General features: G+C 34.9%; 15 protein-coding genes and 1 riboswitch. Of the genes, 4 read left to right on the top strand and 11 right to left on the bottom strand.

Features of this window, described 5'->3' with window-relative positions; genetic code table 11:
• A complete protein-coding gene (locus ACJ2A9_RS22390) occupies positions 1–1,242 on the bottom strand; it encodes a TolB family protein (RefSeq protein WP_441423927.1) in 1,242 nt (413 codons plus the stop codon).
• A gap of 327 nt (positions 1,243–1,569) precedes the next feature.
• Positions 1,570–2,580: an LLM class flavin-dependent oxidoreductase gene (locus ACJ2A9_RS22385; protein WP_441423926.1), complete on the bottom strand. Its 1,011-nt coding sequence runs from the start codon at positions 2,578–2,580 to the stop codon at positions 1,570–1,572.
• 374 nt (positions 2,581–2,954) lie between these two features.
• Here ACJ2A9_RS22385 and ACJ2A9_RS22380 point away from each other — a divergent pair, with 374 nt between their 5' ends.
• The 3 genes from ACJ2A9_RS22380 to ACJ2A9_RS22370 all read left to right on the top strand — a co-directional run bounded on the left by ACJ2A9_RS22380 (position 2,955) and on the right by ACJ2A9_RS22370 (position 4,224).
• Positions 2,955–3,545, top strand: coding sequence for a molybdopterin-dependent oxidoreductase (locus ACJ2A9_RS22380; protein WP_441423925.1), 591 nt, complete (start codon positions 2,955–2,957; stop codon positions 3,543–3,545).
• A gap of 30 nt (positions 3,546–3,575) precedes the next feature.
• Entirely contained in the window at positions 3,576–3,737 is a 162-nt protein-coding gene (locus ACJ2A9_RS22375) for a hypothetical protein (RefSeq protein WP_441423924.1), read from the top strand.
• A gap of 109 nt (positions 3,738–3,846) precedes the next feature.
• A complete protein-coding gene (locus tag ACJ2A9_RS22370) occupies positions 3,847–4,224 on the top strand; it encodes a VOC family protein (RefSeq protein ID WP_441423923.1) in 378 nt (125 codons plus the stop codon).
• Positions 4,225–4,234: 10 nt separating this feature from the next.
• On the opposite strand, the gene ACJ2A9_RS22365 is transcribed toward ACJ2A9_RS22370, so the two are convergent.
• The 4 genes from ACJ2A9_RS22365 to ACJ2A9_RS22350 form a co-directional block, all read right to left on the bottom strand.
• A complete protein-coding gene (locus ACJ2A9_RS22365; protein WP_441423922.1) occupies positions 4,235–4,801 on the bottom strand; it encodes a dihydrofolate reductase family protein in 567 nt (188 codons plus the stop codon).
• 338 nt (positions 4,802–5,139) lie between these two features.
• Complete coding sequence (gene gshAB / locus ACJ2A9_RS22360) at positions 5,140–7,467, bottom strand: bifunctional glutamate--cysteine ligase GshA/glutathione synthetase GshB (protein ID WP_441423921.1); 2,328 nt, start codon at positions 7,465–7,467, stop codon at positions 5,140–5,142.
• Between the two features lie 135 nt (positions 7,468–7,602).
• Positions 7,603–8,436 carry an S-formylglutathione hydrolase gene (gene fghA, locus ACJ2A9_RS22355; protein WP_441423920.1) on the bottom strand — a complete coding sequence of 278 codons (834 nt, stop codon included), beginning with the start codon at positions 8,434–8,436 and terminating at the stop codon, positions 7,603–7,605.
• Positions 8,437–8,440: 4 nt separating this feature from the next.
• Positions 8,441–9,556, bottom strand: a complete 1,116-nt coding sequence (locus ACJ2A9_RS22350) for an S-(hydroxymethyl)glutathione dehydrogenase/class III alcohol dehydrogenase (RefSeq protein ID WP_441423919.1) — start codon at positions 9,554–9,556, stop codon at positions 8,441–8,443.
• A gap of 123 nt (positions 9,557–9,679) precedes the next feature.
• Here ACJ2A9_RS22350 and ACJ2A9_RS22345 point away from each other — a divergent pair, with 123 nt between their 5' ends.
• Complete coding sequence (locus ACJ2A9_RS22345) at positions 9,680–10,045, top strand: winged helix-turn-helix transcriptional regulator (protein ID WP_441423930.1); 366 nt, start codon at positions 9,680–9,682, stop codon at positions 10,043–10,045.
• Between the two features lie 437 nt (positions 10,046–10,482).
• On the opposite strand, the gene ACJ2A9_RS22340 is transcribed toward ACJ2A9_RS22345, so the two are convergent.
• From ACJ2A9_RS22340 to ACJ2A9_RS22320, 5 genes are all read right to left on the bottom strand, one after another.
• Complete coding sequence (locus ACJ2A9_RS22340) at positions 10,483–10,740, bottom strand: hypothetical protein (RefSeq protein ID WP_441423918.1); 258 nt, start codon at positions 10,738–10,740, stop codon at positions 10,483–10,485.
• A gap of 91 nt (positions 10,741–10,831) precedes the next feature.
• Positions 10,832–11,263 (bottom strand): GNAT family N-acetyltransferase, encoded by a 432-nt coding sequence (locus ACJ2A9_RS22335; protein ID WP_441423917.1) that lies wholly within the window; start codon positions 11,261–11,263, stop codon positions 10,832–10,834.
• Positions 11,264–11,469: 206 nt separating this feature from the next.
• The gene (locus ACJ2A9_RS22330; RefSeq protein ID WP_441423916.1) at positions 11,470–11,895 is read right to left on the bottom strand and encodes a hypothetical protein; all 426 of its coding nucleotides are present in this window, start codon (positions 11,893–11,895) and stop codon (positions 11,470–11,472) included.
• A gap of 95 nt (positions 11,896–11,990) precedes the next feature.
• Complete coding sequence (gene lepB / locus ACJ2A9_RS22325) at positions 11,991–12,236, bottom strand: signal peptidase I (RefSeq protein WP_441423929.1); 246 nt, start codon at positions 12,234–12,236, stop codon at positions 11,991–11,993.
• Between the two features lie 441 nt (positions 12,237–12,677).
• On the bottom strand, positions 12,678–13,055 hold the full coding sequence (locus ACJ2A9_RS22320; protein WP_441423915.1) for a VOC family protein: 378 nt from the start codon (positions 13,053–13,055) through the stop codon (positions 12,678–12,680).
• A gap of 328 nt (positions 13,056–13,383) precedes the next feature.
• Positions 13,384–13,484: riboswitch (purine riboswitch) on the top strand.
• The last annotated feature ends 17 nt before the right edge of the window (positions 13,485–13,501 follow it).

Raw genomic sequence — 13,501 nt, 5'->3', positions numbered from 1 at the left:
TTAAGATCTATATAAACTAAAAACTTCTTTCCAATTCCAATGTTCATAATACAACGTTCCCAAATCAATTTGCTTAATCCAGATTCTCTGATTTGTTCCATTAGTATCACCGATCCAAACACTTGCTTGTCCTCGATTCGTTCTGATCCATATTAAATTTTCCCCATTATTAATACTTATAGGATAAAAGTCACCTTCATTTGCTTGTGGTAAAGTTATTTTTCTCTGCTTCTTAGTTTCGAGATTAATATGGTAAATGCTAGGCATTGGTCTCTGTGAAACATCAACCAGATCACTTTCAGCAGATCGTGAGACAACTATTTGATTATCAGTTCTCCATGTCAAATCTCGGTCTACATATCCTTTTGGAGTAAAGAAAACTTTGTTGTCCACGAACATTTTCTTAACCTTTAATTTCTTATTTAATGTTGAAATTCGATTAAAGCCTTGAATATATGCTAAGAAATTTTTCCTTGGTGCCCAATTAAACCATTCTTCGTAATTCAACATCTCATCTATTTTATAAAAACTCTTACCGTCATTAGAAAGAACAGCAAGGGTATTACTATCAGCAGATAAAGATGCTGTTGGGGTTATCTGAAAAGCAATCCAGTTATGATCATAAGACCATTTAAATTGGCTTGTTCCATAAAAATAATCATTTTTTCCAACTCTTATTGTATAAAGATGATAAGGATGGTACTGATTATTATTTTTCGGAATAATTTTGGTTAATAAAATGTCCGAAAAAACACTTTCTCCTGCTTTAGAGGAAGTTATAAAGCCTTTCCCATCAGGCAACCAAGAAAAATTGATAATTCCTGAAGCAACATTATGGTGTTGATTTAACGATTTAACATCTGTGACTTCTAAAACTAAATCAGATTGAAAAGCAAGGGTATTTTGATTCGGTGCCCACTGAATATTATTATTTACATTTGAAGTAGCTTTGAAATGGTTATTAGATTTTACATCATACAACCAAAGATCTCCTTGATATAAAGTAGTTTCGTTTTCTTTTCTCCCACTTAAGTATGCGATCCAGTTGCCATCATAAGACCACTTAGGAAACCTTACATATTCACCACTAGTAATTTTCATTTCCTTGTCTTCAATTTTAATCCATAAATCGTTATTTTTTATAAACGCTGCTTTCAATTTGTTATTTGTTTCCGCTGATACAAATGAAAAATTTTGAGTGCATAACAAAAAAATAAGGAGAAAAATTATTATCTTTTTCACTTTTTTAATCCACCTTTTTTAAAGTCTGCACCCATATTCTTCCCTGTTTATCTTAATATAAAAAACTTTCCATTTAACCATACATTATTGAAGTATCTTGCCTGATAATGAAATAGGGCTGTCGACATCGACAACCCCTTGTTACACTATTGCACAGTTCGAACACTATTTAATACTTCCAAGTTCACTTTTCCAAAATCTCTTTTTTATAATTCCTTTTGATAGTGTTTAACTACTCACGACTGAAGTCGCGAGTGTTCTCGCCCTATTCATATATAAAAAGTGTAGACAATTGCATATTGGAACCACGTTTTCATTGTCCTTTTCCTACAACCCAATTATTTCTGCCACGAGTTGGTGGGAATAGAGCCGGGCGTTGTGGTCATAGATCATTGTGCTTACCATTATCTCATCTGCCTTCGTCTCATCTAAGAATGATTGCAGCTTTTTCTTCACGTTGATAGGACTTCCGATGAACGTGGAGCCTAATTGTTTTTCTAGAACTGCCTTTTCATATGGGCTCATGAGCTCATCCAAATTCTTTACTGGTGGTTGTAACTGTGATGGTGTGTTCCTCATCATGTTTAGGAAGCTTTGTTTGATGGAAGTGGCAAGCAATTCTGCTTCCTCATCCGTGTCTGCCGCGATGACGTTTACTGCTACCATTGCGTAAGGCTCTTTATAATCCTCCGACGGTTGGAAGTTCTCGTAATACAATTCCAGGGCTGGTAGTGTGTTTTCAGGTGAAAAATGACTGGCGAAAGCAAACGGCATCCCGAGTTGTGCGGATAATCGGGCACTAAACCCACTAGAACCTAACAACCAAATAGGGATATTTGCTCCTTCACCAGGGATTGCTCGTACCGCTTCCGAACCTTGGAAATAGGCTTGCAGTTGTTCTAATTGTTTTGGGAAATCATCGCCATTGGTGTAGTTTGCCCCACGAAGGGCATGGGCTGTTCGTTGGTCGGTTCCCGGTGCACGCCCTAATCCTAAATCAATACGGCCTGGAAACATAGCTTCAAGGGTTCCAAATTGCTCTGCGATAACAAGTGGCGAATGGTTTGGAAGCATGATTCCACCGGATCCTACACGAATAGTAGAAGTATGTGCCGCTACATGGCCGATTACTAAGGATGTTGCAGAGCTTGCTATGCCAGGCATATTATGGTGCTCCGCTAACCAGTACCGTTTAAAGCCTAGTTTTTCGGTTAACTGGGCTAACTCTATCGAATGTTGGAAGGATTGACTAGCCGTTCCCCCTTGCACGATGGGTGCAAGGTCAAGGACCGAAAAGGATATTTCGTTGATGGATTTTGTCGGTCTAGTTATTGGCATGGAATATCCACTTCTTTCTTTTTAATTTACTAGTTGGATGGATCCTGGATGTGTTTGGGTATTATAGTATTTATGCGACCCCATACAAAAGGTTATTACATAATAATTTGTTTTTATCATAACAGGAAGAGTAGATGATTTAAAATGAGATGACTTAGTTGAAGGCTAACGTTCGTACACTAATTTTTGGAAAACATCATTCGTTGCTCGATTTAGGCTGCCGAATTGATACTGTTGTTTTGATTCAGAATCCTTCCCTATTATCTAGCACACTAATAGCATTTCAGTTAGTTGCGAAAAAATCCAGAAATCGGTATCATTTTTACTAAGATAAGCATAAAAATACTATTTTTTACATAGAAAGGAAAAAAATCATGGCAAAATTACCTCCAGGACAATTCGAAACAGAGAAATGGCCTATTTTACATCAAGGGGAAGTGTATGAGTTTAACGAAGAAACATGGAGATTTAAACTATTTGGCGAAGTGGAAGAAGAGAAAACGTACACTTACTCTGAAGTGATGGATTTACCAAAAACGATTTCTACGATTGACATGCACTGTGTGACGACATGGTCCAAATTTGGAATGGCGTTTGAAGGGATTACGTTGCGAGAGTTAGTAAAAAAAGTAAGGCTTCGCCCAGACGTCAATTATGTGAAAATATTCGGTTATTATAATGGGGACCCATTTGGTTACTCAGCAAATTTACCGTTGAAGGATTTAATGGGGGATGATTCGTTGTTCGTGTATCGCTATAAGGATGTAAATCAGGAACAATGGTCAGAGATAACACCGAAGCATGGCTATCCATTAAGATTTATCCCCCCTGCCTCCTTTTACCTATGGAAGGGATCGAAATGGGCTACTGGTATTCAATTCATGAAAGAAGATGAAGCGGGATTTTGGGAGGAGCTGGGCTATTCTATGACGGCGAATCCATTTAAGGAAGAGCGGTATCGTTGATTTTAATGCGAAAAGAAAGGATATATTTCCATGAATCTTAGCATCTTGGAACAATCCCCCATTACTCCCGGGAAAATTGCGCAACAGGTACGCATTGGTCGGGTGTCTGGTGGTTTAGCAGAAGCGACGATTGTCTTTTCGGCGAATTTATTACCAAAATCCTCTCATCACCCATACTTTAAACTAGTTTAGGGTATTAAGGACATATAACAAATTATAAGAGAATTTGGAGAATTGTTATTTCCGAATGAATTAGTAAAATAATTATTATTGCATGTTATATACAAAAAGGAGTTTTCTTATGATTAACAAAATTGGTAAAGTAACTGTTTATGTAAATGATCAAGAACAGGCTAAAGACTTCTGGTTAAACAAAGTTGGTTTTGTCTTAAAGTTTGAACAAGCTATGGGGCCTAACATGTCTTGGATAGAGGTTGGTCCAAGTGAAGACGAATTTACCACCCTAGTTCTTTACTCTAAATCAGCAATGGAACTTCAGAACCCCTCTGCTGTTGCTCATCCTTCTATACTTTTTAGCACAACTGATATTGAATCTGCTTACGAGAAAATGAAGCAAAACGGAGTAGCAGTAGATGAACTGCAAAGAATGCCTTTTGGTACAATGTTTTCGTTTAAAGACCAAGATGGAAACAACTACATATTACGTGAAGATAAGTAGAAAAAACCGTTTACTCATTAATTTGATAACATAATTGAACTACACCAGAGGAAAACCTTTTTGTTTCAACCAGTTTTAGATTTACCCTTTGCTTAATGTCAATAAACAGGGGTTTTCCCTCTCCCAAGATAATAGGGTGAACAGATAATCTAAATTCATCTATAAGCCCTAAGTTTATAAAAGTTGTAATTAGACTTGCCCCACCATAGAGCCAAATGTCTTTACCAGGCTTATTCTTTAATTTAATTATTTCTTCCTCAATATTTTCATTTATAAATGTAACGTTATTTTCGGACTCCTTTTGTGTTTTTGAAAACACGTATTTCTCTTTACTGTGGACCAATTCCCAAATTTCTTTTTCTGTATCAGAAACTTTAGTATCAGGTTTATAATGACCCCATAAATCATAACTTTTTCTTCCGTATAAAATAGTTTCTATTTGATTTAAGAAATTAATGAAGTCCATATCAGAATCCATTATACACCAGTCTACTTCCCCTTTTAGTCCTTCAATAAATCCATCTAAAGTAACTGCTAAATCTAGAAGTATTTTTCTCGGTCTGTGGTACTTAACCATAATTCATCCTCCTTAAGTTATCCAACATTAAAAACATTTCCTTCTTGGACTAACCTGCTTCAATACCTGCAAAAGAAGCATTACCGTTGTTGTGGTAATGCGCCCTTTAATGGAATAACTTGATTTATCTTATTAGATTTTCAAATCAAGATATACCTTAGTCAAAAATGTTCCAAGTAGAATTTGTCAGACACTTGTCGCTTTGGAATTAATTGAATTACTTCTTCATAAAAGATCTAATTTCTTCTTCTGGCATGGATGAATCGCATTTTTGACCATGCCCCTACTTTAGGGCGAGGTTACCTCTGCTGAATGAAGATAAATCACTGTATCGTCATTCAACAGCTTACTGTTGTGGACCCGCTTTTTACTAGTCGTACTCGTTTGACTGACTTTGATTCCTGACTTTGTAAAAGTTCGGGGAATAAATAATGGATGATATGCATGGTTAATCGTCGGGATTTTCCTTTATATGGATAAATATGCATATACATCGATGGATTAAAGTTCGCTTCAATAATTCCATAAGCGTTTTCATGATCTGCAGGAACCTCTGTATTTTCAATAATCAAATCAATGCCACAAATTTTCACCCCGAGTGCCGATACCGCATCCACTGCTATTTTTTTATAATCATCAGGAATTTGATCAGTCACATCAATCGAATCTCCACCTGTACTAATATTGGAGTTTTCACGTAGATAGATAATTTCACCCTCTTGTGGGATCGAATCGATTTCAAACCCTTGACCTTTAAGCATGAGGTTCTCTAATTCACCTAATTGGATAGTTTCTAAAGGTGTTCGATGGTCTTTTCCTCTTAACGGGTCGCGATTCTTTTGCATAACTAATTCTTCAATTGTATGTTTACCGTCACCTCTAACATTTGCAGGAATTCGTAATAAAACAGCATAAACTTTATCATTTAACACAAAAAATCGATATTCCGTTCCATTGATAAATTCTTCTATTAATACAGATGAATCTTCTTTAAATGCTAGCGTGAGTGCCTTTTGGTAGTCCTCGTAATTTGCGCCATCTTTGAAGATCGATATTCCTAATCCATAGTTTGTTGTTTTCGGTTTCACAACAAAAGGTTGAGTGGAAAATAAATGATAGGATCGCAAAGCTTGATCGATTGTTTGAAACTCCTCACCCTTAGGCACTCGAAATCCATGTTGGTGAAGAATTTTCTTTGTTACTGTTTTATTTTCCATAATTAAAGTGGATACATAATTGTCTTTACTTGTCATATTCCCATTCTTCACATATTCAACATGATCTTTTAATTTCAGCTTCAAAAATTGATCTTTTCGATCCAAAATTTCTACTTGAATACCTTGTTGAATGGCATCAAACATTAAAATCTGAGTGGACAACTCCATATCCGTAAAACCTGCTAATTGATATGGCTTATCCCATGACTTTTTATAATTTTGATTAGCAATTGACTTAGCCACTTGACTTTGACTGCTTTTATTACTTTCTATATAAAGTCTACCAGCTAAAGTCTTGCTTGGATTCATTAGCATTTCTCTCAGATGAACAAATAACGTATCAGAAACAGTTACATCTAAGATTTCTACAAAATGTTCCATCTCATCAATCATCTTCTTAGCTTCTATTTCAAATTGTGTGTGCGCTAACGGATGCTCAAGAGCCACTATCTCATTGTAAAAATCACCCATTCTTCCCCATTCATCACAATGATCTCCTTCATCTTTCCATAGTAAATAAAGTAAGAAAAGATGGAGGAATTCTGCTTGTTCATAACTAATTCCATATGTTTCAAAAGGATTTAAATCTATATTGCGCAATTCAATATACTGAACACCGTGATCTTCTAAATCTGAAAAATGATGCCCACCTCTTAATCGAATAGGTGCATAAAATTCCTTTTCTTCTGATAGAAGCCCTCTTTTAACCATTAAAGAAAGATCTGATAGATAGTTCTGGATACTACGATACGACACTTTAACCTCATCAGAATTGACATAACCGTATTTACTACTTCTAATGCTTCTTACGGCTCTATTTAAAGAATGATTTTCAAAAAAATTCTTTTCACTAATAGGAGAAGCCCCATAAAAATAAGTTATTAACCATCGGTTGTGTAAATAATTTCTTGTTACCTTTAAATAAATCTCAGCTTTAAACTGTTCGTAATCTTTTATCTCCGTTTGTAAGCTAAATAACGCTTGAATCAACTCTTCACCGAATTCAAAGTTGAAATGAATTCCGCTAACCATTTGTTTACGACGGCCATAAGATTGCGATAAATATTGACGATATCGATAATTTCTAATATTTTTCAATTTTGCAATCGCAATGTCTTCTTCTTTTTCTGGTAACTGTGGTGGCATGCTCAATGGCCATAGCATTTCATTCTCACCGATAGAACGATAAGCAACATCATGGATCGCTGCTAAGTAATTAAACAGATCCTCTAATGTCTCCATAACAGGCGTGATGAATTCCATTTGTGTTTCTGAAAAATCCCGTTGAATATATGGGTGATCATCTTTTAATGTTATACTCTTAGGATGATCTGTTTTAGCTAAATTTCCCGACAAATCCACTCGATGACTTTCTTTTTCAATCCCATAACGGGCTTTTAATAAATATGATCTAACACAATCATTAGCTAACATTTTTTTTAAATCCATAGTTTCGCTCCCCCCCAATTAACCATTTATCAAATAAATACTGGTTAAACACGACTAAATGGGTCATAAAAATATCCACATTGCAGCTCATGTGGATATTTTTATTTTCATTCTATATTTTTGAAAATAATTGAATTATCTTAAGTGCTGCATATGAAATGAGAAATGGTCCTCTAAGAAAGTAGCTATAAAGAAATAGCTATGATCATAACCTTCCGATTTCTCGTAATGTACTACTTGATTATTTTCCTGGGCATTTTTTAAAAAATGAGTTTCATCTAATTGTTCTGGATAAAAATGATCTTCAGTACCTTGGGTAATGAGAATAGGAGGCATGCCGGCCTCTTTGATCAATTCTGAAGCATCCCATTCGTTCCAAGCAGCTTGATCTCCACCTAAATAAGTCGAGAAAGCCTTTATTCCCCACGGGACTCTACCAGGACTCAAAATAGGAGAAAAGGCAGAAATCGCTTTAAACCTTGTTCCATTTTTCATGCCAATCACTAAAGCTCCATGACCACCCATTGAGTGACCCATGATGCTCTCTTCTCCTGAAAAATAAGGTACCAATGTTTGCGCAATAGCGGTTAACTCAACTACTATATACGTATACATGTGATAATGCTTTGCCCACGGATCTTGTGTCGCATTTAGATAAAAACCCGCACCTTGTCCAAGATCCCATCCGTCATCATCCGCAACATGTTCTCCTCGTGGTGAAGTATCTGGAATTATAACGGCCACTTGATATTTTTCTGCCAATCGTTGAAATCCACTTTTTTGACTAAAATTATCATCTGTACATGTTAAACCAGACAGCCACCAAATAAGAGGGATTTTTTTCACGTCTTTATTTGACGGTAAGTAAATACTAAATGTCATCTCACATTGTAAAACTTCTGAATAATGAGTATATTTACATTGTTCTCCACCGAAAGAGCGATGTTTTTCAATAAGTTTTAGTCTCACTTTCTCACTCTCCATATGTTAGCATCGTCCGAATTGACTCACCTTTATGAAGCAAATCAAATGCCTCATTGATGTCTGTAAAGTTTAAGTGGTGTGTAATAAACGAATCGATATCGATTTTACCATTCATATAATCTTTAACCATTCCTGGAAGCTCTGTTCTTCCTTTCACGCCGCCAAAGGCAGAACCACGCCATACTCGACCCGTTACTAATTGGAATGGACGGGTATGAATCTCTTTACCTGCGCCTGCTACACCGATAATAACACTTTCACCCCAACCTTTATGACAACATTCAAGAGCAGACTTCATGACTTCAACATTTCCAATACACTCGAAGCTATAATCGACCCCTCCATCTGTCATTTCAACAATGACTTCTTGGATTGGTTTATCAAATTTAGAAGGATTAACAAAATCAGTTGCTCCCATTTTTTTAGCCAATTCAAACTTATCTTCATTTATGTCAATAGCAATAATTCGTCTTGCGTTTGCTTGAACCAATCCTTGAATCACAGCTAATCCGATCGCTCCTAGACCAAATACGGCTGTCACAGCTCCTTCTTCTACTTTTGCTGTCTTGTGTACAGCGCCAATTCCTGTAGTCACACCGCAGCCAAATAGACCAACTTTATCAAGCGGCGCTTCTGGGTCAATTTTTGCTAGAGAAATTTCAGGAACGACTGTATATTCACTAAATGTACTTGTTCCCATGTAATGATAAATCGGCTCTCCATTATAAGAGAAACGAGTAGTTCCATCAGGCATTAAACCTTTACCTTGAGTTTCTCGTACGGCACTACATAAGTTTGTTTTACCAGAACGACAGAATTTACATTCTCCACATTCAGCCGTATATAGTGGAATCACATGGTCTCCTGGTTTTACTAAATTGACTTCATCTCCTACAGCAACGACAACACCAGCACCTTCATGACCTAGTACTGCAGGAAATACACCTTCCGGATCATCACCTGATAATGTAAAAGCATCTGTATGACAAACTGATGTATAAAGTATTTTTACTAATACCTCTTTTGCTTTTGGTTTTTCTACATCGATTTCTACAATTTGAAGCGGTTCTCCTGGTTTAAATGCAACAGCAGCTCTACTTTTCAAATGAATCCCTTCTTTCTTTTTTTTCTCATTTACATTTCCATAATTACACATTATAATAATTCAGACAATACTGACATTTATGTCACTATAAAGGAATAACAACATAGAAAGGGATGGTAATATATAGAAATCTCCTATAAAGAAAAAACGTTTTTTACTAGTAAAGATTTGGCTTTATCGGTGATAGGTGGACGCTGGAAAATAGCCATTATATGGTCTCTGCTCCAACAGTCTCCATTAAGATTAAGTGAAATACAAAAATACCTTCCCGATGTCAATCAACGTATGTTAATTAGACAATTAAGAGAATTAGAAGAAGATAAAATAGTTACTAGAGTTGTATACCCGGTTGTACCTCCTAAAGTGGAGTATCAACTAAGTGAAGTTGGTTTACTTCTAGAACCTGTTGTAACTTCCATTTGTGATTGGGGAGATCATTTTAGAGAATTTTTGGAAGAAAATGACGATAAACCAACTGCTGAAAAATAAACTGCACTAACGGTTTTGAAAATGAAAGCCACGAAACACTGGTATAAAGGCGCTTCGTGGCTTTTTGATTGTTCCTAAACAACATTTTGGAATCTGCCATTTTAGGAGTTGTCTGCACTATAAGTAAATATAAAAAAGTCCAATTTCTCAGTAAAATTGAGAAATTGGACTTTTATCGTTACTCCTGAAATGCGCCCTTATATATAGTATCCGATTCAAAACATTGATATGGTGCACCCTTTATCATTATTTCCATGTAACCATAGATAAAAGGTGCTTTCTATCAATCTTTTTAGGACTTTTACAATATTGTTACTATCTTTAAGTTCTTTCCATTCCATAAATATCACCATCATTTAAATTATTAACTTCTTCCAGTATTCTTCCTCGGTAGGCATAAGACAGATAGCCTATATTTGGCTATAGCACCCGTTACTTTAAGAGTTATCTTTATTTGTGATTCCATTAAAAATCCCTAGTACAAGTAAGACCAGTCCTAGAACTAATAAAAAACCGACGTAGAAATTATCAAATATACTTGGCATACTTAAAGGTCCATAGGAACCACTTCCTCTTATTTTGACTGCGGAACTTTCACTAACATATAAATAAACAGCAAAAAATCTTTCAAAAGTAAATAAGAGACCGCTTAATGCTATCAAACCAATTCCAGTAAAAAAGCTTATCTTTGCCACTTTTCTCTCTCTCCTTCTTGTAGATTAGCTTCCTTTAACAGAAGAATGTTCATCTTTATTTTATGTAATATTCTGACTCACCTAATGGAACTTAAACTCTTTCCCATCCCATTAAAAACTCTTCCTCAGCAGTCTGTACATCTAATAATTCTTCTTTTATTACAAAACCATTCATCACATAAAAATTAACGGCGTTCCTATTTTTCTTGTACACTTTCAGTTGTATATTTTCCCTTCCTTCTTTTATAAAGTTTAATAATCTTTTTCCGTATCCTTCGCCTTGGTGTTTAACATCAATAAACAGTGCAGCCAAATAATTATCTACCATTGATACAAAGCCCACAACTTCTATTTCATTACTTATAACATAGGTTTCAGACATTGGAAGATATTTTCCTTCCATCTCCTTTTGCTGTGATTTCCAATAATCCTTATCGATAAAGTCATGTGCTTTTACGGAACCTTCGTACCATATTTTTATTAATTTATTAACTTCCGTTTTTTTGTTTTTTCTAATGTTCACGTTATCACCCTTTCAAAATACAGCACTTATAAATCATTATTAAATAAGGTTAGATCAATACCCTTTATTCAACTAAAGTGCTTCGTTTGTTGATCAACCGTTAGATATATTTCAATGTTAACATTGATTTCCTTTATTTTGGTAAAAAAAAATAGCGATCCTTTATTAAAGAATCGCATACCGTTTGTTCAATAAGAAAAAAGCATTCAAAAATAATACTTCGGTCCTCCCATTTTAGTTTCAAATGGTTCGACTAGCTTGTTGTTTTCAATGATATAGTTTCTTAGACTTTCTTTGTTGCGTTCAACAACAAACGACAGTTCATCTTCAGTAGGATCATTATCAGTAGAAACCATCCAAGATTGAATCTCTTCGGAATCACTTATAACCATGTTTTGGGCTTGAGGCTTTATGTTATCATTTATGAGAACTTCTTTTATAGTTACATTAAAAAAACCCGTATTAAACACCTCTATGTTTCTATTGGTTAAATTTTCAACATTATAACCATGACCACTGAAGCTCGTAAATGCATTTGAATTCAATGGCGGAAACAGATACAACATTGTAATAGGAATAAATACTATTAAAATTACAGAAAGAGAAGGATAAGAGTTTATAACTGTTTTCAAGTTTTTAACACAAGAAGCGACTGTTCTTGTTGAACAATCGGATGCTTAGTTGTATAAATACTTATTAATTAAAATTCTCTAATTTTATCAAATGATTAAAACCTGAGCAAAACTTTGCCCACTATGTTATCTATCGGAACAGGACCTATTTCCCTACTATCACGACTACCATTCCTATTATCACCCATAACAAAAACATGTTTTTCTGGAACAACTATTGTTTCAAAGGGAAATGTCATGTCTTCTTTTAAGTACTCTTCGATTAATTCCTCACCGTTCCGATAAACTCTTCCATCCTTATATTCTAAAGTATCTCCTTCATCACCAATTATTCTTTTTATCCAAGCTGCACAGCATGGATAAACTGCGAAAAACGACCACCGATAAAAGTGATCGTCTCTTAGATGTTTATAATCATTACCAGTATGGTTCTGTGCAGCAAATGAGTTTGTTTTGTTAATTGGTTTTAATCTAGATTTGTACCCTTTCGAAATATAAGGTTAACTAGATTTACGGATTATAACTTCAATTCTATATAGTTAACTACATAGGATATAGTTTGTTTGTTGAGATGCCTGATCATGCTCAACAATAACGATTGTGGGATTATAGCTTTGAATAAGCTCTACAATCTGTATGTGTAAAGCCCAAAAACAAAATAAACGACCAACTATTGTTGATGTATTAATTATTGTACAGCCCGGCTCTTAACTCATACCACGTTTCCTGATTTGGCAGTATCGGAATAAAGGAATAGATTTTATTTTTCTTCATTTATTTTACTATTTTTCCATTACGGCAAAGTAATTGCCTTCATTATCTGCAAAGTTAAATACCTTCCCGGATGGCATATTTACAATTTCTCCGACAGTGACTTTTTTATTTGATAAGTCACTTTGTAATTGTTCGAGATTCTCAGAGAAAAACATTAATGAAGGTGTATCAAGGTTTAATCCCGGAGACATTTTTGCAACGAACTCCTTATTGTGGAGAATGATGGAAGTTTCTGCACGCTTTTTTGGAGCAATTTCAATCCATCTCAATCCTTGACCGTTATTTTCTTCAGAAATCACAGCAAAGCCTAATTTTTCTGTCCAAAAATTCACTGCCTCATCTTGGTTATTCACATACAACATAATTTGACCAACTTTACTAAACATAAATCTTTCCACTCCTTTATAAGTTTTAGATAAATATTCATCATCAGGAAGTAAAATCCTTCTTAAAGTAAAACTTCTCTGTTAATTTAAGTACATTCTTTAACAAAGGTCTTTCAAAAATTAATATCTTTGCTGCACAGTATTTAGTCAAATGCGAAACTTCCCCTTATTCTAATCAAATTATCCAATAATTCCAATAATATATTTATAGATATATTAAACAAAATCTCCAATAGGAATAACCCTTGTTAAAGCTAAAATGGCAACCTTTTTGAATGTTACACTTGAAAAATCGGAAGAAATCTAGTAAACTCTTCAAAGATGTTTATGAAACTAAATAAGGAATCTCTGTATAACCTCAAGAATATGGCTTGAGGGTCTCTACCAGGAACCATAAAAATCCTGATTACAGAAAAAGGAGTTCAGTCCTTTTCTGTAATCAGGAT

The sequence above is a fragment of the Anaerobacillus sp. MEB173 genome (assembly GCF_052119505.1).
In the GTDB taxonomy this organism is placed as follows: Bacteria; Bacillota; Bacilli; order Bacillales; family JBJMAU01; genus JBJMAU01.
The sequence above is the reverse complement of the archived record's forward strand: the minus strand, read 5'-3'. Positions and strand labels throughout refer to the sequence as shown.

Excerpts from the sequence above, each read along its gene's own strand:
- ACJ2A9_RS22385 (WP_441423926.1), bottom strand. The coding sequence starts at position 2,580 with ATGCCAATAACTAGACCGACAAAATCCATCAACGAAATATCCTTTTCG.
- ACJ2A9_RS22375 (WP_441423924.1), top strand. The coding sequence starts at position 3,576 with ATGAATCTTAGCATCTTGGAACAATCCCCCATTACTCCCGGGAAAATT.
- ACJ2A9_RS22320 (WP_441423915.1), bottom strand. The coding sequence starts at position 13,055 with ATGTTTAGTAAAGTTGGTCAAATTATGTTGTATGTGAATAACCAAGAT.
- ACJ2A9_RS22370 (WP_441423923.1), top strand. The coding sequence starts at position 3,847 with ATGATTAACAAAATTGGTAAAGTAACTGTTTATGTAAATGATCAAGAA.
- ACJ2A9_RS22365 (WP_441423922.1), bottom strand. The coding sequence starts at position 4,801 with ATGGTTAAGTACCACAGACCGAGAAAAATACTTCTAGATTTAGCAGTT.
- ACJ2A9_RS22380 (WP_441423925.1), top strand. The coding sequence starts at position 2,955 with ATGGCAAAATTACCTCCAGGACAATTCGAAACAGAGAAATGGCCTATT.
- gshAB (WP_441423921.1), bottom strand. The coding sequence starts at position 7,467 with ATGGATTTAAAAAAAATGTTAGCTAATGATTGTGTTAGATCATATTTA.